Genomic DNA, 20378 nt, shown 5'->3' on the forward strand with positions numbered 1-20378 from the left:
TGAGGGCCCTGGGTGCAGGTCAAAACAAGGAGCCTTGTGCAGAATCTGCAGGCCCCGGCGCGGCGCGCGGGCGTTCGGACTTCGGGGCCGCAGCCGAGGCGACGGGGGCGGAAGTATGCCCCACGCCAGAGGCCTGGGCGGCCGATGGGCCTGCTTTGCCACTCTCGCTCGTACCCCCGCTCGCCCCTGTGCCACCCGCAGGCCCATCGCCCACCCGCACCATGCGCCCATCGCCCGTGAGGAAGGCCGCGTGCACCACCTCGCCCGGCATCAGGGCCTGCACAGCCTCGTGGTAGCGCTGCAGTTGCGCCACCAGCGCCTGCTGGCGCTGGGGCTGGGCGGCGCTTTTGTAGTCCAGCACCCACCAGCCTGCCACGGCGTCATCTGCAGGCGACGCACGGCGCTGTACCAGCCGGTCGATGCGCAGGCTCTGGCCCTGGTAGTGCAGCGGGGCCTCGTTGATGGCGGTCTGCACCTGGGCCAGGTCCCAGGCCCAGGCGCCCTCGCCCGCCAGAATGCCCCGTGCCATGCGGGCGGCCAGCTCGGCGGCAGCCGGGGCAATGTCGTGGTCGCTGGCCAGCCGGGCGATGCGCGCCGCAGGCCAGCCGTGGGCGCGCAAGTCGGCCAACGGGGCACCGGCCACACCGGCCTGCTCCAGCAGCTGGTGCATGGCATCGCCTTGGCGCGACAGGGGGGTGGAATCGCCATCGCCAGGCATGGCCACGGGCGTGGCGCCACTGGGGTCAGCGGAGGCCGCTGCACCCGGTTTCGTGCGGGCGCTTTGCAGGGCCTCGGGCAGGGGTTGCAGCGCGGCGATGGTGAAGGTGTCGGGGGTCGCCTCTGCCCCGGCGGCGGGTGCCGGGGCAGTACCCGCATCCACCTCGGTCACTAACGGAGCCAAGGGTGTCAGCCGGTTCCACCAGCTGCCCGGCGCCGAATTGCTGGGCTGCACGGACGACAGCGCCAGGCAGTGCTTGGCGCGTGTCATGGCCACATAGAGCATGTTCAGCTCCTCGCGGCTGCGGGCCTGCTGCTCGGCGGCGAGCGCAGCTTCTGCGCTGGGCGGCGGATTCGATTCGCTGGCCAAAAAGACGAAGGCCGAGGGCACGGTCTGCTCGCCAGGCCAGTCCACCAGCACGCCCATGGTCTCGGCCTTTTGCGGGCGGGTGTCGGTGTCCAGCAGCAGCACGCAGTCGGCCTCCAGCCCCTTGGCGCCGTGCACCGTCAGCAGGCGGATGGCCTGCGCGTCGGCACGGCCCGGGGCACGCACGCCGCCTTTTTTCATGGCCCGCACCAAGGCATAGGGCGTGAGGTAACGGCCCCCATCGTGCTGCAGCGCTGCGGCCAGCAGAGCGCGCAGGTTGGCCTGCACCGACAGGCGCTGGGTGGGGGGGGCGGCGGCGGCAAAACGGGCCAGCACATCGCCATGCTCGTAGATGGCATGCAGCGCGTCGTGCGGCGGCAGGCTGCCTACCCAGGCTTGGTATTGAATCAAAACAGGCCCCAGCGCTTGCATATCAAGCGGTAGAAGCTCACTTTTTAATAGCATATCAAACCAGCTACTGCCCGCATGCTCGCTCTGGCGGCGCAACACGGCCAGGGCCACCAATGCGTCATCGCCCAGGCCAAACAACGGCGACTTGAGCGCGCGGGCCAAAGACAGGTCGTGTGTGGGCGACACCAGCACATCCAGCAGCGCCACCATGTCCTGCACCTCGGGCGCGTCGAACAGGTCGGCCTTTTCGGGCTGCACACAGGGCAGGTGCAGGGCGCGCAGGGCGTCTTGCATGCTGGCCAGGCGGTCGCGCTTGCGGGCCAGCACCAGCACTTCTTTGGGCGGCGTGCCGCTGGCGATCTGCGCGGCCACCCAAGCGGCGGCCTGGGTGCATTCGCGCATGCGCTGGGTCTCTTCGGCCTCGTGGCGGGGTTCGGTCAGGCTATCGCGCCAGGCCAGGGCGTCGCGGCCTGCGCCTTGGCTGTCGTCGTCCGCATCGGTGACGGCGGGCAGGCGCAGCAACTGGCCGGGGTGTTTGGATTCGGTGGTGTGGTCGCGGAATCCACTCGTTTCGTGCTGCGCCTGGGCCTCGCCCATCACGGCGTTGACGGCGCCGATGACGCCCTGCGCGTTGCGACGTGTGTGGTCGCAGCTCAGCAGGTCGCCGCCCAGCCCATCGCGCACAAAGGCCTGCGCGGCGATGAACACCTGCGGCTCGGCACGGCGAAAGCGGTAGATGCTCTGCTTGGGGTCGCCCACGATGAACACGCTGGGCGCGGCCGACCCACCACCCGATCCCGCGTAGCCAGACAGCCACGCGTGCAGCGCCTGCCACTGCAGCGGGTTGGTGTCCTGAAACTCATCGACCAGCAGGTGGCGGATGCGGGCGTCGAGCCGCTCCTGTACCCAGCCGGAGAGGATGGGGTCGGCGAGCATGACCAGGGCGGTGCGCTCCACATCGTTCATGTCCACCCAACCGTGCTGCTGCTTGACGGCCACAAACTGCGCGATGAGGCAACGCGCCAGCCGGGCCATGCGCTGCTGGTGCTGCCAGGCCTCGTGCTGGCGGCGTGCGGTGAGCAGGCGCTGCAGCTCGGGCTCGGCTTCTTGCGCGGCGGGGAACTTCTCCAGGTTCTTGGAGAGGCGGTCTTCCTTGGCCACGAACATCGCACGGCGCAATTGGTCCAAGCGCTGATTCAGGTCGGCGCAGGCCAGCGCGTCGATGATGGCGTCCGCCGCTTTCTGAGGGGTCTTGTTGGCCTCTGCGCCCAGGGCGCTAGCGCGGCTGCGCCAGCGTTGAAGAGCAGCTTCGGTCTGCAAGGCATCAGAGGGCTCTGCCAACGCGGCCAGTTCGGGGTAGGCCTGCTGGAACGGCGGCACCGAGGCATCGACCACACCTGCCTCGTCCGCCAGATCGAACTCCACCCGCTTGGCCAGCGCCGCCGCCAGCGCCTTGTGCGTTTGCGAGCGGCCGTGGCGGGCCACCACGGCCTCGTAGTCGGCGCGCAGGCTGGCGCTGTCGGCCACGGTCTGCAAGAACGGGGGCCACACCTCGCGCACGGCCTCCGCATCGTCTTCGAGCAGCTCAAAGTGCGCGGGCAGGCCTTGTTGTTGCAGCAGCGCCAGCGGCGCCGTGCCCAGCAGCGCGGCAAACCAGCTGTGGAAGGTGCGGATCTGCACCGGGCGGCCTGCAGTGAGCAGCTGGCGGTATAGATTTTGTAGCGCCTCGCGCTTTTCCAGTGCGCCCTGGGGGCTGATTCCCCTTGCAATCAGCTCGGCCGTGAGTTCCTCCAGCGGCTTGTGGCTGAACTGCTCCAGCCACTCCTGCAGACGCTGGCGCATTTCGCCCGCCGCCTTTTTGGTGAAGGTGATGGCCAGGATTTCGTGCGGCGCGCAGCCGTCGAGCAGCGCGCGCAGCATGCGCGAGACCAGCATCCAGGTCTTGCCCGCACCCGCGCAGGCCTCCACCGCCACGCTGCGAGCGGGGTCGCAGGCGATGGCGTAGAAGGCCTCGCGCGAGACGGGGCGGCCGTTGTGTTCGTAGGCGGCCTGGCTGGGTTGTGGAATGCTGACGGTCATGGCGTCTCTTGCGCGGGCAACGCCTGTTCAGCGTCCGCCCAGTAGTCTTTGCGGCACAGGCCGCGCACGGCGCAGAACTCGCACACCGAGCCCTCGCCCAGCGCGGGCAGCGGCGCACCGGCGGCGATGCGGACCATGTCGTGCTGAATGCCTTCGATCAGCACATCGCGCAGGTGCACCACCTCGTCCTGTTCGTGCATCTGTGTCTCGCCGCGCTCGCCCACGTTGACGTAGGCAGCGCGCAGGGTGTCGTGGCTCAGCAAGGCGGCGTAGAAGGCCAGTTGCGTGTCCTCCGCTCCGCTCTTGATGCGTTGGCGGGTCACGCTGTCGCTTTCGGTTTTGTAGTCGATCACCAGCACCGTGGGCTCGCCCGTGGACGAGACGCCATCGATGCGGTCGAGGGTGCCGACCAGCTCCAGGTCGCCCAGCGGCTGGCGCGCCTTGACCTCGGCCTGGCGGAAGCTGGCGCCCTGCTGTTCATGGCCCGCCAGCCACTGCAGGTAGCCATCGCGCAGCTGCGCCCAGCCGGCGGCAAAGGGCAGGAAGTCGCCGTCTTGCAACCGCTGCTCGCGGGTGACGGCCTCAGCAGCAGCGTCCACGCGGGCGCGGCGCTCCTCCGCGTGGTCGGTCGGGTCGGCCAGCAAGGCTTCATGAAAGTGTTGCAGCACGGCGTGTAGCCAGGTGCCAAAGTCGCGCTTGTCCACCTCGGCGTCCAGCTCGTCGGCCTCGCGCAGGCCCAACTGGCGCTGGGCAAAGAAGCGGTAAGGGCAGTGGCGCAGGTCGGAATACGCAGTGGAGGACAGGTGCGCCACCGGCAGCGCCTGGCCCACGGGCTGGGGGCGCAGCGTGGGGGTGGCAGCCACTGCGCGGGCCGCACGGTCGTCCGCGCCGGGCGTGGCGGTGCCGTCCAGTTGCAGGGACAGCACCAGGGCGCTGGCCAGCAGGGGCTCGCCGCCCTCGTCGCCGGTGCGCCACAGCACATCGACCACCGGCGTGCGCAGAGCATGGTCCCAGGCGGCACGCTGGGCGGCTTCGAGCGATGCGCGCGTGGGCAGGCCCCAGGCCTCGCGCTGGGCCTGCGACCAGTCGCCAGCGGGCTCAGGCGCAGCTTGCAAACGCTTTTCATCGCAGCCTGGCAACACGGCGGCGGCAAAGGGGCGGGCCAGCAGCTGGGGCAGCGGCAGCACGACCACGGGGGCATTGGCCGCCTGAGACGCCACATAGCGCCCGGCTTCGAGCACGTCCTTGGCCCAACGGGTGAATTCGGCCAGCGCCATGCGCCGGCCCGCGCTGTCGCCCCAGCCGTCCAGCTCGGCCTGCTGGCCGTCTTGCAGGCGCAGCGCGGCCAGCACGCGCATGCCGGCCGGGTCGGCCTGCAGGGCTTGCCACTGGCCGGCTTGCTCCAGCACAGCGCGCAGGGCGGGCAGCCACTGCGCCAGCGGGCGGGCGGTGCGCAGGGCGTCGCGCCAGGCCTCCACCGTAGCCACGGTACGGGCCAGGTGGGGCTGCGCACTCAGGTCGCGGGCGGCGGCAGCGCTCCAGTGCTGCACCACGCCCTTGCGCAGCCATTGCTCCAGGCGGTTCACCTCGCCCGACATCAGCGCAGGGGTGTGTTTGATCCAGTCCAGCACCTCGTTGGAAGAGGCATTCCACGCCGCCGCCTGCAGCGCGGCCATGACCCGTGAAGCGGCACGGGTGGTGGAAAGAATCCAGCCGCTTTCATCGCGCACCAGCACGCCGCTGCTGTCCAGGTGGGCCAGCACGCGGCGGATCAGTGCCCGGTCAGTAGCAGCCAGCGCCACAGGCACGCGGCCATCGCGCACATGGGCCAACACGCAGGCTGCGGCGCGGTGGGCTTCGTCTTCGGCATCGGTGGCGGCATGCAAGGCCCACTGCGGCGGTGCGGGGGCATCGCCCACCACATCATCGACCAGGGCGGGCAACGCAATGCAGGTGCCTTGCTCGCCCCAGTGGGCCATCAGGGCTGGGGTCAGCGCGTCGGACTGAAAGCCTTCGAGCACCACCACGGCATCCACCGCCGCGCGCACGCCAGGCTCAAACAGCACATCGGTGGCATGGCGCGAGGCCAGCACCCATTCCAGCGCCAGGCGCGCCACCAAGGCCTCGTAGTGCAGGGTACTGCCCTCGTCGGCGGTGGCCAGCAGCTTGCGGGCCTCATCGCCCCAGGCGGCGCGCTGCGCGGGGGGCACAGCGGCCACGGCGGGGGCCAGTTGGGCGGCGGCTTCTTGCAAGGGCGTGGCCAGCATCTCGCGCTGGGCGCCCTGCCCCACGCGCTCGAGCAAGGCGCGGGCAGTGAGGGTGTCGCGCGCCACGTCGCCCGCAAAGTCATCGGCCGAAGGCTCAAACACCTGCAACTGGCGCGCCCAGTTGCGGCTGGTTTCAAAGCGCGGCGCAAAGCCTTGCGGAAACTGCAGCGCCCAGTGGCGCTGGGCCCAGGGCATGAGCTGGGCGTAAGGCACCAGCACCACGGTGCGCGCCAAATGGGCACCGTGGGCCTGGGCATGCACGGCCACCTGGGCCAGCGCACGTTGCCACAGGGCCGCGCCCAGGCCCGTGCCATGATCGCTTTTCGCTATGACAGTCATAGCGTCACAAGCCCCGGCCATAACGGTGTACGTGGTATTGGTTTCTGTCACAATGCCCAGACTTTAAACGTACACCGGTCACAACCCGCTCAAAATCAAGGAATCCGCCATGGCCAGCGAACTCATCAAACATGTCTCCGACGCCAGCTTTGAAGCCGACGTGCTGCAACCCGGCACCCCGGTGCTGGTGGATTACTGGGCCGAGTGGTGCGGCCCCTGCAAAATGATTGCCCCCATCTTGGACGAGGTCGCAGGCACCTACCAAGGCAAGCTGCAAATCGCCAAGATGAATGTCGACGAAAACCGCGAAATCCCTGCCAAGTTCGGCATCCGCGGCATCCCCACCTTGATGCTGTTCAAGGATGGCCAACTGGCCGCCACCAAAGTGGGCGCCATGAGCAAGGCGCAACTGACCGCCTTCATCGATCAGCAACTGGCCTGATCCCCCAAGCCCCGCTGGTTTGCTGCCTGCGGGGCATTTTTTTGGGGTGCGTGCGACACGCAATGGATCCAAAGCCCTGCCGCAGCACCAGCCCCCATTGCGATCACGCAAAGCGCCTGCATTTTTTCCTGTCATAATTCCTTCAGATCACCGGCCTGCACGCACTGGCAGACGGACCAAGATCCCCGGCAAGTCGGACCTGCAAACAGCAGCCCATCTGGCACCAGCCCCCACTCCCCCAAGATTCTTACCAGCTCCGCCAAGGAGTCATTCCATGCACTTAAACGAACTCAAGGCACTGCACGTGTCTGAAGTCCTGAAGCAGGCCGAAGAACTCGAAATCGAAAACACGGGCCGCATGCGCAAGCAGGAGCTGATGTTTGCCATCATCAAAAAGCGCGCCAAGGCGGGCGAACAGGTGTTTGCAGACGGCGTGCTGGAAATCCTGCCCGATGGTTTCGGCTTCTTGCGCAGCCCCGACACGAGCTTCACGGCCAGCACGGACGACATCTACATCAGCCCCAGCCAGGTGCGCCGCTTCAACCTGCACACCGGCGACATGATTGAAGGCGAAGTGCGCACGCCCAAGGATGGCGAGCGCTACTTTGCCCTGACCAAGCTCGATGCAGTCAACGGCGGCCCGCCCGAGCAGAACAAGCACAAGGTGATGTTCGAAAACCTGACGCCCCTGTTCCCCAAGGAACAGATGCGCCTGGAACGCGAGATCAAGGGTGAAGAGAACATCACCGGCCGCATCATCGACATCATCGCCCCCATCGGCCGCGGCCAGCGCGCGCTGATCGTCGCCCCGCCCAAGAGCGGCAAGACAGTGATGATGCAGCACATCGCCCACGCCATCACGGCCAACAACCCCGATGTGCACCTGATGGTGCTGCTGGTGGACGAGCGCCCTGAAGAAGTGACCGAAATGCAGCGCACAGTGAAGGGCGAGATCATCGCCTCCACCTTCGACGAGCCCGCCGCCCGCCACGTGCACGTGGCCGAGATGGTGATCGAGCGCGCCAAGCGCCTAGTCGAGCTCAAGAAGGACGTGGTGATCCTGCTGGACTCCATCACCCGCCTGGCCCGCGCCTACAACAACGTCGTGCCGTCGAGCGGCAAGGTTCTGTCCGGCGGTGTGGACGCCGCCGCACTGCAGCGCCCCAAGCGCTTCTTCGGCGCTGCCCGCAAGGTCGAAGAAGGTGGCTCGCTCACCATCATCGCCACCGCGCTGGTCGACACCGGCAGCCGCATGGACGAAGTGATCTTTGAAGAATTCAAGGGCACCGGCAACTGCGAAATCCACCTGAACCGCCGCCTGTACGAAAAGCGCGTGTTCCCCGCCATCGAGCTCAACAAGAGCGGCACGCGCCGCGAAGAGCTGCTGCTGGCGCCCGAGATCCTGCAAAAGACCCGCATCCTGCGCCAGTTCATGTACAACATGGACGAGATCGAGTCGATGGAGCTCATGATCAAGAACATGAAGGCCACAAAAACGAATGTGGACTTCTTTGACATGATGAGACGAGGGGGGTGACAACCCCCTGAGGCGCTGTCGCGCCTTCCCCCTTCTCTCGAATTGCTACGCAATTCGGGAAGGGGGACACCGCAAGCGCGGCGGGGCGGCCCTTGCGCGGCGGTTCTGGCCCAGGCCACGCCAGTTTCAGCGGTCACAGGCCATCGCAAAAATGCCGTCCGACCGCCTGTGCAATAATAGAGGGCTTTTTCTGCGGAAAGTACGCTGGATGTTCCACGGTGCAAAGGTTGCCCCGGGTCCTGCACGGCTCCCGCACTTGACAAGGATTGATCATGAAAGAAGGCATTCACCCCAATTACCGCGAAGTGTTGTTCGTTGACCTGTCCAACGGCTTCAAGTTCGTGACCCGTTCTTGCGTGAACACCAAGGAAACCGAAACCTTCGAAGGCAAGGACTATCCTCTGTTCAAGCTGGACACTTCCTCTGAATCGCACCCCTTCTACACTGGCACACAAAAGTCGGTGGACAACATGGGCGGCCGCGTGGAGAAGTTCCGCAACCGTTTCGGCAAGACCACCGCAGCGAAGTAATTCGCGGCCGTTTCGCCAAAAAGGCAGCCCGGGCAACCGTGCTGCCTTTTTTCTTTGGCTCTGGCTCTTTGGTTTTGCCTTTATCCTCGGCAACGCCTCTTTTTTTCGTCCCCCTCATCTTCTTGCCTGGCATTTCGCGTGACCCCGCCCACACCCGCCATCGTTAGCCAAAAAGCCGCCAAGGCACTGCCCCGCTGGGCCCTGCTGTTGCTGTGCATGGCGTATGTCATCCCGGGCTTTGTGGTGCGCGATCCGTGGAAGAGTTCTGATGTCAGCGCCTTTGGCTACATGCTGGAGCTGGCGCGGGGCAAAACCTCCTGGTTAAACCCGCTGCTGGGCGGGGTAGCCCCCGAGACCGATGGCCTGCTGCCTTACTGGCTGGGGGCCTTGGCCATCCAGTGGGCACCCGCAGGCATATCGCCCGACATGGCTGCGCGCCTGCCTTTTGTGGGGCTGCTGGTGCTGACCCTGGTGGCCACCTGGTACGGCGTGTATTACCTGGCCCGCAGCCCAGCCGCCCAGCCGGTCGCGTTTGCGTTTGGTGGTGAGGCCCTTCCCACCGACTACGCCCGCGCCATGGCCGATGGCGGGCTGCTGGCCCTGCTGGCCTGCCTGGGGCTGGCGCAACTCTCGCACGAGGCCACCAGTTACCTGGTGCAGTTGTGCTGCACCGCCCTGGTGTTTTTTGGCTTCGCAGGCCTGGCGTTTCACCGCGTGGCACCTGCGCTGGCCCTGGTGGCCGGGCTGGCAGGCCTGGCGCTGGCAGGTGCGCCCACACTGGCCACCTTGCTGGGCCTGGGTGGGGCCTGGCTGCTATGGCATGCCCCGGCCCAAGAAATAGCGCACCGCCGCACCTGGGCCTGCGCCACCCTGGCGCTGCTGGCAGCCATCGCCGGAATGACCTGGCTGCTGGGCCTGTGGGGCTGGCGCATCGTGGGCATTGCGGCAGGGGGCAAGGAATGGCTGAGCCTGGCACGCCTGCTGCTGTGGTTTGGCTGGCCTGCCTGGCCTCTGGCCATCTGGACTTTGTGGCGCTGGCGCAAGCAGATTGCCAGTGCCCAATGGCACCGCCACCTGTGGTTGCCGCTGTGGTTTTCGCTGGTGTCCATCGGGGCCACCATCACCACCAACCCGGCCGACCGCGCCCTGCTGCTGGGCCTGCCGGCCATGGCCACGCTGGCGGCCTTTGCCCTGCCCACACTCAGCCGCGCCGTGGCAGCGCTGATCGATTGGTTCACGTTGCTGTTCTTCAGCCTTTCAGCCTTGGCCATCTGGGTGATCTGGATTGCCATGCAAACTGGTGTACCCGCCAAACCGGCAGCCAACGTGGCCAAGCTGGCGCCTGAGTTTGCGCCCTCCTTCTCATGGCTCGCCTTGCTGGCGGCATTGGCAGCTTCGGTGGCCTGGTGCAGCCTTGTGTGGTGGCGGGCTTCGCGCGACCGCGCCGCTATCTGGAAAAGCCTGGTGCTGCCCGCCAGCGGTGCCGCGCTGGGCTGGCTGCTGCTCATGACGCTGTGGTTGCCATTGCTCAACCACGCGCGCAGCTATGTGCCTCAGGTGCAAAACATGCTGCGGGTGATGCCAGATGCGCAGCAAGGCTGCGTACAGACCTATGGGCTCAGCCGCGCGCAAACGGCGGCCTTCCAGTACCACGGCGGGCTCACACTGCTGCCGGCGGACAGCCAAAACGGCAACAAGGGCTGCCACTGGTTGCTGGTGGATGCAAGCGCGTGGCCCGCGCCGCCGGGCATTGTGCAGACCGCGGAATGGACGCCCGTTGCCAACGTACCCCGCCCTACCGACAAGAACGACCAGGTGCTGGTGTTCCAACGCACCTCGCAGTTGGCGCCCTAGGAGCCAGAACACGCCCGTGCAGCCCCATGTTGGGCAACGCTGGCGGCGTGTTGTGGACGGGTGTGCCAAGGACGCACGCGCTCCATCCGCGATCAAATCTCGCCTCCTGCGGGCCAGCCCGCCTTCCCAACCCTGTCCCGCATGACCTCCGCCCCGCCCCACACTGCAGAACAACCGCCCGAACTGCCCCAGATTGCCCGCCACGCCGCCACCGTGCTGGCAGGGCAGTTGGCGGTGATGGCGTTTGGCGTCACAGACACCCTGGTCGCAGGCCGGGATGGCGAAGCGTCCTTGGCGGCTCTGTCGGTGGGGTCTGCGATTTTCATCAGCATTTATGTGGGCCTGATGGGGGTGCTGCAGGCACTGATGCCGGTGTGGGCGCAGCAACGTGGCGCAGGCGACCTGCCAGCGGTGGGGCGGTCGGTGCGGCAGTCGCTGTACCTGTGTGCAGCCGCATCGGTGCTGGGCATGGGGCTGCTGCTGTCACCCGCCCCTCTGCTGCGATGGACCGAGATCCCGCCCACCCTGCGCGTCGAGGTGGTGCAATACCTGGCGGTGCTGGCCTTCGCACTGCCTGCCGCGCTGCTGTTTCGCATCTACAGCACACTGAACCAGGCGCTGGGCAGGCCGCAATTGGTGACCTGGCTGCAGGTGGGCTCGCTCTTTATCAAAATCCCGCTGTCCATCTGGTTCACACTGGGCGGCGCGGGCCTGCCCGCCCAAGGGGTGGTGGGGTGCGCCTGGGCCACGCTGATCGTGAACTACACCATGCTGGGGCTGGCGCTGTGGCTGCTGCGCACCCAAAGCATCTACGAGCCGCTGCAACTGTGGCGCCCGCTGGAGCGCCCCCATGGCCCCACGCTGGGCAGTTTCTTGCAACTGGGCGTGCCTGCGGGCTTGGCCATCATGGTGGAAGTGACGTCGTTCACGCTGATGGCGTTGTTCATCGCGCGCCAGGGCACCACGGCGGCGGCCGCGCACCAGATCGCCTCGAACATGGGGGCCCTTCTGTACATGGTGCCCCTGTCACTGGCGATTGCCACCAGCACCCGCGTGAGCTACTGGCTGGGCGCGGGCGACCCGCAACACGCCCGCCGCATCGTTCATATGGGTTTTAGGCTTGCAGCGCTCACAGGTATTGCGCTAGCAGCTATTTTATTTATAGCAAACCATGCCATAGCCCGCCTGTACTCGGGCAGCCCTGCCGTGGTGGCGGTGGCGTCGGGCCTGCTGCTGTGGGTAGCGGCCTACCACCTGGCCGATGCCTGCCAAACCCTGTGCGTCTTCGTGCTGCGCAGCTACCACATCACGGTGGCACCACTGGTGGTGTATTGCGTGCTGCTGTGGGGCCTGGGGCTGGGGGGCGGCTACCTGCTGGCCTACGGCACGTGGAGCCCCTGGGCGCAGATGGCCCACTCACCCACTGCATTCTGGGCCTGCAGCGCCCTGGCCCTGGCCATCACCGCCGCCGCGTTTGGCGCCATGCTGCTCAAAGCCGCCGCACGGACGGCGCTGCCCCCGCCATCAGCGTAGGCGATTGGCTGGGAAGGACACTGAGAAGGTCGAGCCTTTGCCCACCTCACTGGCGATGTTGAGCGAAGCACCGTGGCGCTGCAGCACATGCTTGACGATGGCCAGCCCCAGGCCGGTGCCTCCGGTTTCCCGCGAGCGGCTGCGGTCCACACGGTAAAAACGCTCTGTCAGCCGGGGGATGTGTTCGGCGGCAATGCCTGGCCCGGTGTCGCGCACAGAGAACACGGCCGATCCATCGCTGGAGCGCTCCCAGGTCACCGTGATGCTGCCGCCGACTGGCGTGTAGCGGATGGCATTGTTGATGATGTTGGAGAGAGCGCTTTGCAACTCAGCGGGCACCCCTGCAATGTCACCCATGGCGCGCAACTGTTCGGGCGCAGGAAACCCCAGCACATGCGGGCGCGCCTGGTTGGGCGTAAGCAGTGAGGACAACGCCCGAGCTTCCTCTTCGCAGCGGTGAAGCAACGCCTGCACGGGCGTCCATTCCGAAATGCCGGGCGGCGGACTGCCCTCCAGGCGCGAGAGCGTGAGCAAATCCTGCACCACGCTTTGCATGCGCGAGGCCTGCTGCGCCATCATGCCCAGGTAACGGTTGCGCTCTTGTGGCGAGAGCTGCAGGGTCTGCAAAGTCTCCACAAAGCCGATCAACACCGTCAACGGCGTGCGAATCTCGTGCGACACGTTGGCCACGAAATCGCGGCGCATGGCATCGGCCTGCTCCAAGGCCGTCACATCGCGCGACAGCAGCAGTTTGCGCCCGTCGCCATAGGGGTGCAGGTGCACCGAGATGCGCACCGGGCGTGAAGGCTTGCTGTCGCGGCCCTGCAGCACCACGTCGTGCGAAAAATCATGTGCGGCGTAGTAGGCACTGAAGTCGGGGTCGCGCACCAGGTTGCCGATGGACTGCATCACGTCGCGTTGCGCATCGATGCCAAACTGGCTGGCCGCGATCTGGTTGCACCATTCAATGTGGCCCTCGCTGTCGAGCAGCACCACGCCATTGGGCGTGGCTTGCAGCGCGGCCAAAATTTCGTGCAGCCGGCTCAGGCTGTCTTGTTCTCTGGCATCGCTCTGGCGCAGCAGGCGCCGAGCGCGGTCTGCGGCCTCGCCCCACATGCCACGCATGTTAGGGGCCTTGGCCAACTCGCCCGTGCGCAACCACAGCAGCACGCGAGCCCCCCGCGACAGATCCCAGACAAACCAGGCCCAGGCCGCCACTGCAGCCCCCAGCGCAGCCCCCCAGGGCCCTGCCCGCCACCAACCCAGCCCGCCCCCTGCCAGTTGCCAGGTCAGGAAAAACACAAAACGCCAAAACATGCGAGACGCACAGCTTTCTCAAAAATGCGGGCCATTTCGATGGCAGGCCCGCCTGTGGCCCGTTCAGTGCAAACCCAGCGGCAGCTGGGGGCTGGCCCTCAGGCCTGCATCAGCGCCTGGGGCTGGGCCGTGAGGCGGTAGCCTGCGCCGCGCACGGTCTCGACCATGGTGCCCGCCGTGCCCAGCGCCTCGCGCAGGCGCTTGACGTGGACATCCACCGTGCGCTCTTCAATGAACACATGGTCGCCCCACACCTTGTCGAGCAATTGCGAGCGGCTGTGCACCCGCTCCGAGTGCTTCATGAGAAAGTGCAGCAGCTTGAACTCGGTGGGGCCCACCTTGAGGGGCTGCGTCTGGAAGGTGACGCGGTAGGTGGCCGCGTCCAACACCAGATCGCCAATGGTCACGCTGTCGTTCACCTGCTCGGGCGCGCGGCGGCGCAGCACGGCGCGGATGCGGGCCAACAGCTCTTGCGTGGAAAACGGCTTGGTGATGTAGTCGTCTGCACCAGCATCCAGACCGGCCACCTTGTCAGGCTCGTCTCCACGCGCGGTGAGCATCAAGATCGGGATGGCCTTGATGCGGCTGTCGGCGCGCCACTTGCGGGCGAGCTGCAGGCCGCTTTGGCCTGGCAGCATCCAGTCCAGCAGGATCACGTCTGGCAGCACGGCATCCAGCTCGCGCTGGGCCGACTCGCCGTCTTCCGACCAGATGGGCTGGAACCCGTTGTGCCGCAGGTTCACGGCAATCAGCTCGGCAATCGCGGGTTCATCCTCAACGATCAAGACCCGGGGCATTTTCTTCATGGCTACGCCCTTCCCTTACTGCAACACGGTCGATTCAATATCGTCCATCGCGGCATGGCGCACGTCCTTGCCTTTGACCAGATAGATGATGAGTTCGGCCACATTCTTGGAGTGATCGCCAATGCGTTCAATCGCCTTGGCCAAAAAGAGCAAGTCCAGGCTGGCAGAGATGGTGCGGGGGTCTTCCATCATGTAGGTGACCAGCTTGCGCACAAACCCGTCGAACTCCTTGTCGATCAGATCGTCTTCTTTCAAGATGGCGAGCGCGGCTTTGGTGTCCAGGCGGGCAAAGGCATCCAGGGCCTTGCGCAGCAGGCCAGAGGCCAAATCTGCCGCCATGCGCAAATCACTGGAGGGCAGTGAGCGCGCGGCACCGCTTTCAATGATGGACTTGACCATGCGCGCCATCTTGTGTGCTTCGTCGCCCATGCGTTCGAGGTTGGCCGTGGCCTTCGAGAAGGCAATCAGCAAGCGCAGGTCGCGCGCCGTGGGTTGCCGGCGGGCGATGATGGAAGAAAGCTCATGGTCAATCTCCACTTCCATGGCATTCACGCGCTGCTCCATGGCAACCACTTGCTCCACGGCCTCCATGCTGAACTGCGACAAGGCATAGATCGCCTGGCGGATTTGGGATTCCACCAAGCCGCCCAACTCCATCACACGGGAAGAGACGTTGTTAAGTTCGCTGTCAAACTGGGTGGACAGGTGTTTTTCGGGCATGGTGTCTCCTCAGCCGAAACGGCCGGTAATGTAGTCTTCGGTTTCCTTGCGCTGGGGCTTGAAGAACATCTGCTCTGTCTCGCCAAACTCCACCAGATCGCCCAGGTACATGTAGGCGGTGTAGTCGCTGCAGCGCGCGGCCTGCTGCATGTTATGGGTCACGATGACCACGGTGTAGTCATTCTTCAGCTCGGCAATCAGCTCCTCGACCTTGGCAGTGGAGATAGGGTCCAGCGCCGAGCAAGGCTCGTCCAGCAACAGCACTTCGGGCTTGATGGCAATGCCGCGTGCAATGCACAGGCGCTGCTGTTGGCCACCCGATAGGCTGGAACCGCTTTGGTTGAGCTTGTCCTTGACTTCGTTCCACAGTGCCGCCTTGCGCAGCGCCCATTCCACACGGTCGTCCATGTCGGTGGCATTGAGGCTTTCAAACAGCTTCACACCAAACGCAATGTTGTCGTAGATGGACATGGGGAACGGCGTGGGTTTCTGGAACACCATGCCCACCTTGGCGCGCACCAAGGCCACGTCTTGCTTGCTGGTCAGCAGGTTTTCACCGTCCAGCACGATCTGGCCTTCAGCGCGCTGCTCAGGGTACAGCTCGAACATGCGGTTGAAGGTGCGCAGCAGGGTGGATTTTCCACAGCCCGAGGGTCCAATAAAGGCCGTGACCTTGTTCTCGGGGATGTCCAGGTTGATGCCCTTGAGGGCGTGGAATTTGCCGTAGTAAAAGTTCAGATCGCGCACCGTGATCTTGGAGTTGGCGGATGCGGATGCTTGCAGGGTGGAGGGCATGAATGTCTTCCTTGTTTATTTCTGGCGTGTCAAAACACGCGCCAGGATGTTGAGACCGAGAACCGCTACCGTGATCAGGAACACGCCGGCCCACGCCAGCTCCTGCCAGTTCTCATAAGGGCTCATCGCAAATTTGAAAATCGTGACCGGCAGGCTGGCCATGGGTTTGGAAAGATCGGCATTCCAGAACTGGTTGTTGAGCGCGGTGAACAGCAGAGGTGCTGTCTCACCCGCAATGCGCGCCACAGCCAGCAGCACCCCAGTGATCACACCGGCACGGGCCGCGCGCAAGGTGACCATGGTGATGACGCGCCACTTGGGCGTGCCCAGGGCATAAGCCGCCTCACGCAGGCTGGCAGGCACCAACAGCAGCATGTTTTCGGTAGTGCGGATGACCACCGGAATCACGATCAGCGCCAGGGCCAGCACCCCGGCGTAGCCTGAGAAGCTCTTGAACCGGGCCACCACCACTGCATACACAAACAGGCCGATCACGATGCTCGGGGCGGACAGCAAAATGTCGTTCACGAACCGGGTCGTGGCCGCCAGCCAGCTGCGCGACTCGTACTCGGCCAGGTAGATCCCGGCCATGATGCCGATGGGCGTGCCCACAAACGTGGCCATCGTTACCATGACCAGCGAGCCAAAGATGGCGTTGGAGATACCGCCCACCTCGTTGGGTGGAGGGGTCATCTGCGTGAACAGCGCCACACTCAGGCCACCCAGGCCCAGGCGGATGGTTTCCCACAGAATCCAGACCAGCCAGAACACACCGAACAGCATGGCCGCCAAAGACAGCGTGAGCGCAATCTGGTTGACGCGCTTGCGGCCGTTGTAGCGGGTTTGCCGCATTTGCGCCAAATCGGCGGCAGAAATCAGGCGTTGAGAGGTACTCATGAACGCGCCCCTTCACTCTTTTTAAGACGCGACAGCAACAGCTTGGACAAAGACAGCACCACGAAGGTGATGAAGAACAACACCAAGCCCAGGTAAATCAGCGATGCCTGGTGCAGGCCTTCGCCCGCTTCAGCGAACTCGTTGGCCAATGCTGAGGTGATGCTGTTGGCCGCCTCAAACACCGACAGGGAGTCAAGCTGGTTCATATTGCCGATGACGAAGGTCACGGCCATGGTTTCGCCCAACGCACGGCCCAGGCCCAGCATGACGCCGCCAAGCACACCGGTCTTGGTGAACGGCAGTACCACTTTGAAGACAACCTCCCAAGTGGTTGCACCCAAGCCATAGGCAGACTCTTTGAGCAAGGCGGGGGTCACCTCAAACACATCACGCATCACCGACGCAATGAAGGGGATGATCATGATGGCCAGGATGATGCCCGCCGACAAAATGCCGATGCCCACGGGAGGGCCCGACACAAAAGCGCCCAGGTAAGGCACGCCGCTGAACATCGCTTGCAAAGGCTGCTGCACAAAGCGCGCAAGAATGGGGCCAAACACCATCAGCCCCCACATGCCATACACAATCGACGGCACGGCCGCCAGCAGCTCGATCGCAGTCCCCAAAGGACGCTTGAGCCAGGCGGGAGAAAGTTCGGTCAAAAACAGCGCAATGCCAAAACTCACGGGCACCGCGATCAGCAAGGCAATGACCGAGGTGGCCAAAGTGCCGTAAATCATGACCAAGCCACCGTACTCGTTCTGTACGGGGTCCCAGACGCTACGGGTCAGGAAACTGAGGCCATATTTCGCGATCGAAGGCCAGGCTCCGATCACCAAAGAAACAAGGATGCCCACCAACAGCAGCAGGGTCAGCACGGCTGCGCTGCGAGCGAGCCAACCAAAAATGCGGTCAGCCAACATGCCAGAGATCAAGGGCTGCGGACGAGGTGGCGTGGTCCGTTGAGCGCCACGCACCGCCTTGGCAGACGGGGTTTGCGGGACCGGCAAGATAGTGGACACGTTAAGAGCCTTCTATAAATGCAATCTGGGGACTGGCCAGGCCATCAAGCCAGCCAGCCCCACCAGACTACTTACTTGTATGCAATCGCCTTACCAGCCGTGTCTTGGATACCAGCCCAAGACTTCAGAATGACACCCTTCACAGCGTCAGGCATAGGCACATAGTCCAGGTCTTCAGCGGTCTTGTCCCCAGACTTGTAAGCCCATTCAAAGAACTTCAGAGACGTAGCAGCCTGCACAGGCTTGTCTTGCGACTTCTGCATCAGGATGAAGGTGGCGCCAGTGATGGGCCAGGATTCCTTACCAGGCTGATTGGTCAAGATTTGGTAGAAGCTCTTGGCCCAATCGGCACCTGCAGCAGCAGCCTTGAAGGCCGAGTCGTCAGGGGCGACAAACTGACCGTCGGCATTTTGCATCTGCACGTAGGTCATCTTGTTTTGCTTGACGTAGGCGTACTCCACGTAACCGATGGAGTTAGGCAGACGGCCCACAAACGCAGCCACGCCTTCGTTGCCCTTGCCACCTGCACCGGTAGGCCAGTTCACTGCAGTGCCCTCACCCACCTTGCTCTTCCACTCGGCATTCACCTTGCTCAGGTAATTGGTGAAGATGAAGCTGGTGCCCGAACCGTCGGCACGGCGCACAGGGGCGATGGCGGCATCAGGCAGAGCCACACCGGGGTTGAGCGCCTTGATGGCGGCATCGTTCCAGTTGGTGATTTTGCCCAGGTAGATGTCACCCAACACTTGGCCGCTGAGCTTGATCTGGCCGGCCGCAATGCCCTTGATATTGACCACAGGCACCACGCCACCGATCACGGTAGGAAACTGAACCAAGCCCTTTTTGCTCAGATCTTCATCCTTGAGCGGGGCGTCAGAGGCACCAAAGTCCACCGTCTTGGCTTCGATCTGGCGCAGACCAGCTCCGGAGCCAACGGATTGGTAGTTGATCTTCACGCCAGTGGCCTTGTTGTAATCAGCAGCCCACTTGGAGTACAGGGGTGCAGGAAAGCTGGCACCCGCGCCAGTTGCCTCTTGCTGCGCCATGGCGCTGGAAAAAGCACCCGCAGCAACCACACCGGCAACCAGAACTCGAATCGCAGACAGTTTCATGGAAAGACCTCTAGAGTGAATAAGTTGGGATGTCGGTACTCTAGGATCACTCTATGACAGTGTTGTGACACAAAAAATGGATTGTCACAACAGCGGCAGGAGCGATTTTCAGGAAATCGTGGGCGCATCAATGCCCTACCGATCCGCATCAAAACTGCGCATGACTACCCCCCTCAGGCGACAACATCACGCGGACCGACTTGTGGAGTTCCTGCAGCACTCCGTCACAAGACTGACACAAAGCCCCCTTAGTCTCCCGCCACCGGCCTACGCGCTGCTACGACCTCGCAAGAGACATCGATGGCATGGACGCTGCCCTAATTTAGGACCCATCGCAGGTCTGCCCGCCCGAGACAAGCACCAGCCATGACCGCACCAGAGCGCCGCCGACACCCCCACTCGCCCCCCATGCTCGCCCACATCACGCCCCACCCAGCCTCGCCTCCCCGGCGCAGTAGCAATGGCGCCTTCGCGCTGGGGCGACGTGATTGGCTTCGCTGCGCAACAGGTATGGGGGTATGGGTTGCGGCCGGGCAGCCCACCTGGGCACAGGGGGACAGCTCACGCACCGTTTCGATAGCGCAGGTGGTGGACATGTCGCCCACCCAACAGGATGTGAGCCGAGATTTTCTGACCGGATCGCGCGCTGCGTGGCAAGACACGAATGCACGCGGCGGCATCCAGGGCAAACCAGTGCAGCACATGGTTCTGGAAACCGATGGCACCCCAGGACAACTTCAGGCGGCCTGGCAAACTGCCCACCGCCAAAGCCAATGCGCAGCGCTGGCAGGCTGCGTAGGGCACAACGCGGCCCAAGGGCTTGCCAAGCTGCAAACCGGTGCGGACGTCAACAACCCGCTGCCTTTGGTGGCCCCATGGCTGCACCACACGGCAACCCAAGGTGCAGTCGATACCGTCTTTGATGTCTTTGCCGACTTGCGCGCCCAAGTCACCCATGCGTTGAAGTCCTTGGCATCCATGGGGGTCCCTGAGCTGGCCGTCGCCTATGCGGCGGGCCATGACCCGGCCCTTTGGCAAGCCGCAGTGGCACAGGCTGCTCGCGAGCAGAACGTCAAGGTGCAAACCATCAGCGCGGGCGCGCAGCTGACGCAGCCCATCGTTCTTTTTGTGGGAGGCACCCCCGAACTGCACGCGTTTGTGGAAAAACTCAAACTGCCAGCGGGGCGCCAGTGCTACGTGATTGCATTGGCCGACGTGAATTTACAGGTGCTGGCTCAGATGGGTAATCTGCCCCAAAAAGTGTCCATCGTCGCCACACAGACCGTTCCCCTGGTCACTGCGGGCCTGCCCATCGTCCGCGCATACCGAGAAGCCCTGGCACGTTTGTACGACGAGCCCCCTTCGCCCCAGGGGTTGGCCGGCTTTATTGCAGCCAAGTACACCGCCGAGGTCTTGCAACAAATCAACGGCCCCATCACCCGGGCCAATGCGCTGGCGGCCTTCCAGCAACGCAAGCCCGTCACCGTGGGTGGCTGGGCTGTTTCCTATCAAGACAAGAAACGCTCGGCGCCCTTTGTGACCCAAAGCATGCTGTCATCCGACGGCCGCATTGTGGGCTGAGCCCCGGCCGCCATTCGCGCAAGGCAGATGCTATGCTGCCCAAGATCAGAGC

Annotated in this window: 15 protein-coding genes; 6 read left to right on the top strand and 9 right to left on the bottom strand. The window is 64.5% G+C overall.

Annotation, left to right across the window (positions count from 1 at the left end):
• Positions 1 to 19: 19 nt before the first annotated feature.
• Positions 20 to 3574, bottom strand: a complete 3555-nt coding sequence (locus CLU86_RS11315; protein WP_099741673.1) for an exodeoxyribonuclease V subunit beta — start codon at positions 3572 to 3574, stop codon at positions 20 to 22.
• Entirely contained in the window at positions 3571 to 6180 is a 2610-nt protein-coding gene (locus tag CLU86_RS11320; RefSeq protein WP_099741674.1) for a PD-(D/E)XK nuclease family protein, read from the bottom strand. Before CLU86_RS11320 ends, CLU86_RS11315 begins: the two co-directional genes overlap by 4 nt.
• Positions 6181 to 6289: 109 nt before the next feature.
• Between CLU86_RS11320 and trxA the strand changes: the two genes are divergently transcribed.
• The 5 genes from trxA (at position 6290) to CLU86_RS11345 (ending at position 12076) form a co-directional block, all read left to right on the top strand.
• A complete protein-coding gene (trxA, locus tag CLU86_RS11325) occupies positions 6290 to 6622 on the top strand; it encodes a thioredoxin TrxA (protein ID WP_099656170.1) in 333 nt (110 codons plus the stop codon).
• A gap of 274 nt (positions 6623 to 6896) precedes the next feature.
• Complete coding sequence (gene rho, locus CLU86_RS11330) at positions 6897 to 8159, top strand: transcription termination factor Rho (protein WP_063459546.1); 1263 nt, start codon at positions 6897 to 6899, stop codon at positions 8157 to 8159.
• A 272-nt stretch (positions 8160 to 8431) separates the two neighbouring features.
• Complete coding sequence (locus CLU86_RS11335; protein WP_099656171.1) at positions 8432 to 8689, top strand: type B 50S ribosomal protein L31; 258 nt, start codon at positions 8432 to 8434, stop codon at positions 8687 to 8689.
• A 138-nt stretch (positions 8690 to 8827) separates the two neighbouring features.
• Positions 8828 to 10543, top strand: a complete 1716-nt coding sequence (locus tag CLU86_RS11340; RefSeq protein ID WP_099741675.1) for a hypothetical protein — start codon at positions 8828 to 8830, stop codon at positions 10541 to 10543.
• A gap of 141 nt (positions 10544 to 10684) precedes the next feature.
• A complete protein-coding gene (locus CLU86_RS11345) occupies positions 10685 to 12076 on the top strand; it encodes an MATE family efflux transporter (protein WP_099741676.1) in 1392 nt (463 codons plus the stop codon).
• Here CLU86_RS11345 and phoR read toward each other — a convergent pair.
• From phoR to pstS, 7 genes are all read right to left on the bottom strand, one after another.
• Positions 12068 to 13393, bottom strand: coding sequence for a phosphate regulon sensor histidine kinase PhoR (gene phoR, locus CLU86_RS11350; protein ID WP_099741677.1), 1326 nt, complete (start codon positions 13391 to 13393; stop codon positions 12068 to 12070). The genes CLU86_RS11345 and phoR overlap by 9 nt on opposite strands.
• Positions 13394 to 13491: 98 nt before the next feature.
• A complete protein-coding gene (gene phoB, locus CLU86_RS11355; protein WP_099656175.1) occupies positions 13492 to 14199 on the bottom strand; it encodes a phosphate regulon transcriptional regulator PhoB in 708 nt (235 codons plus the stop codon).
• A 15-nt stretch (positions 14200 to 14214) separates the two neighbouring features.
• The gene (phoU, locus tag CLU86_RS11360; protein ID WP_099656176.1) at positions 14215 to 14919 is read right to left on the bottom strand and encodes a phosphate signaling complex protein PhoU; all 705 of its coding nucleotides are present in this window, start codon (positions 14917 to 14919) and stop codon (positions 14215 to 14217) included.
• Between the two features lie 9 nt (positions 14920 to 14928).
• A complete protein-coding gene (gene pstB / locus CLU86_RS11365) occupies positions 14929 to 15714 on the bottom strand; it encodes a phosphate ABC transporter ATP-binding protein PstB (RefSeq protein ID WP_099656177.1) in 786 nt (261 codons plus the stop codon).
• A 15-nt stretch (positions 15715 to 15729) separates the two neighbouring features.
• Positions 15730 to 16611, bottom strand: a complete 882-nt coding sequence (gene pstA, locus CLU86_RS11370; protein WP_099656178.1) for a phosphate ABC transporter permease PstA — start codon at positions 16609 to 16611, stop codon at positions 15730 to 15732.
• Positions 16608 to 17534: a phosphate ABC transporter permease subunit PstC gene (gene pstC, locus CLU86_RS11375; protein WP_233194960.1), complete on the bottom strand. Its 927-nt coding sequence runs from the start codon at positions 17532 to 17534 to the stop codon at positions 16608 to 16610. The genes pstA and pstC overlap by 4 nt, the downstream gene beginning before the upstream one ends.
• A 170-nt stretch (positions 17535 to 17704) precedes the next feature.
• Positions 17705 to 18745 (bottom strand): phosphate ABC transporter substrate-binding protein PstS, encoded by a 1041-nt coding sequence (pstS, locus tag CLU86_RS11380; protein ID WP_099741678.1) that lies wholly within the window; start codon positions 18743 to 18745, stop codon positions 17705 to 17707.
• 510 nt (positions 18746 to 19255) lie between these two features.
• On the opposite strand from pstS, the gene CLU86_RS11385 reads away from it, so the two are divergent.
• Positions 19256 to 20326 carry an ABC transporter substrate-binding protein gene (locus CLU86_RS11385; RefSeq protein ID WP_099741679.1) on the top strand — a complete coding sequence of 357 codons (1071 nt, stop codon included), beginning with the start codon at positions 19256 to 19258 and terminating at the stop codon, positions 20324 to 20326.
• Positions 20327 to 20378 lie beyond the last annotated feature (52 nt).

The sequence above is a fragment of the Acidovorax sp. 62 genome, from assembly GCF_002754495.1.
GTDB lineage: Bacteria > Pseudomonadota > Gammaproteobacteria > Burkholderiales > Burkholderiaceae_C > Acidovorax.

Coding starts and splice junctions, on each gene's coding strand:
- CLU86_RS11315 (WP_099741673.1), bottom strand. CDS start 3,574: ATGACCGTCAGCATTCCACAACCCAGCCAGGCCGCCTACGAACACAAC.
- CLU86_RS11320 (WP_099741674.1), bottom strand. CDS start 6,180: ATGACTGTCATAGCGAAAAGCGATCATGGCACGGGCCTGGGCGCGGCC.
- trxA (WP_099656170.1), top strand. CDS start 6,290: ATGGCCAGCGAACTCATCAAACATGTCTCCGACGCCAGCTTTGAAGCC.
- rho (WP_063459546.1), top strand. CDS start 6,897: ATGCACTTAAACGAACTCAAGGCACTGCACGTGTCTGAAGTCCTGAAG.
- CLU86_RS11335 (WP_099656171.1), top strand. CDS start 8,432: ATGAAAGAAGGCATTCACCCCAATTACCGCGAAGTGTTGTTCGTTGAC.
- CLU86_RS11345 (WP_099741676.1), top strand. CDS start 10,685: ATGACCTCCGCCCCGCCCCACACTGCAGAACAACCGCCCGAACTGCCC.
- phoR (WP_099741677.1), bottom strand. CDS start 13,393: ATGTTTTGGCGTTTTGTGTTTTTCCTGACCTGGCAACTGGCAGGGGGC.
- phoB (WP_099656175.1), bottom strand. CDS start 14,199: ATGAAGAAAATGCCCCGGGTCTTGATCGTTGAGGATGAACCCGCGATT.
- phoU (WP_099656176.1), bottom strand. CDS start 14,919: ATGCCCGAAAAACACCTGTCCACCCAGTTTGACAGCGAACTTAACAAC.
- pstB (WP_099656177.1), bottom strand. CDS start 15,714: ATGCCCTCCACCCTGCAAGCATCCGCATCCGCCAACTCCAAGATCACG.
- pstA (WP_099656178.1), bottom strand. CDS start 16,611: ATGAGTACCTCTCAACGCCTGATTTCTGCCGCCGATTTGGCGCAAATG.
- pstC (WP_233194960.1), bottom strand. CDS start 17,534: ATGTTGGCTGACCGCATTTTTGGTTGGCTCGCTCGCAGCGCAGCCGTG.
- pstS (WP_099741678.1), bottom strand. CDS start 18,745: ATGAAACTGTCTGCGATTCGAGTTCTGGTTGCCGGTGTGGTTGCTGCG.
- CLU86_RS11385 (WP_099741679.1), top strand. CDS start 19,256: ATGGGGGTATGGGTTGCGGCCGGGCAGCCCACCTGGGCACAGGGGGAC.